Source organism: Planctomycetota bacterium, from assembly GCA_039819165.1.
In the GTDB taxonomy this organism is placed as follows: domain Bacteria; phylum Planctomycetota; class Phycisphaerae; order Phycisphaerales; family UBA1924; genus JAHCJI01.
Genome location: JBCBSM010000036.1, coordinates 1 through 503 on the forward strand (window position 1 = coordinate 1; position 503 = coordinate 503).

At 64.8% G+C, this 503-nt stretch carries 1 protein-coding gene; it reads left to right on the top strand.

Annotated features, from left to right (window positions below; translation table 11 throughout):
- A partial coding sequence (locus AAFX79_13920) for a phosphomethylpyrimidine synthase ThiC (protein ID MEO1009651.1) occupies positions 1 to 503 on the top strand: 503 nt, incomplete at both ends.

Sequence of the window (503 nt, forward strand, 5' to 3'; positions counted from 1 at the left end):
CAACGCGAACATCGGCAACTCCGCGGTCACCAGCGACATCGGCGGTGAGTTGGAGAAGCTGCACACCGCGATCGGTTTCGGCGCCGACACGGTGATGGACCTGTCGACCGGCAAGAACATCGACGGCATCCGCCAGGCGATCATCGCGGAGTCGACCGTGCCGATCGGCACGGTGCCGATCTACCAGATGCTCGAAGAACTCGGCGGCGAGATCGAGGACATGACGCCGCAGCACTTCCTCGACATGGTCGAGCACCAGGCGAAGCAGGGGGTCGACTACATGACGATCCACTGCGGGCTGCTGCTGGAGCACCTCCACCTGACGATGAACCGCGTCACGGGCATCGTCAGCCGCGGCGGGTCGCTGATCGCCAAGTGGATGATGGCCCACCGCAAACAGAAACCGCTCTACGAGAGCTTCGACGACCTCTGCGACATCATGCGGCAGTACGACGTCACCTGGAGCCTGGGCGACGGGCTCCGTCCCGGCTCGCTCGCCGACG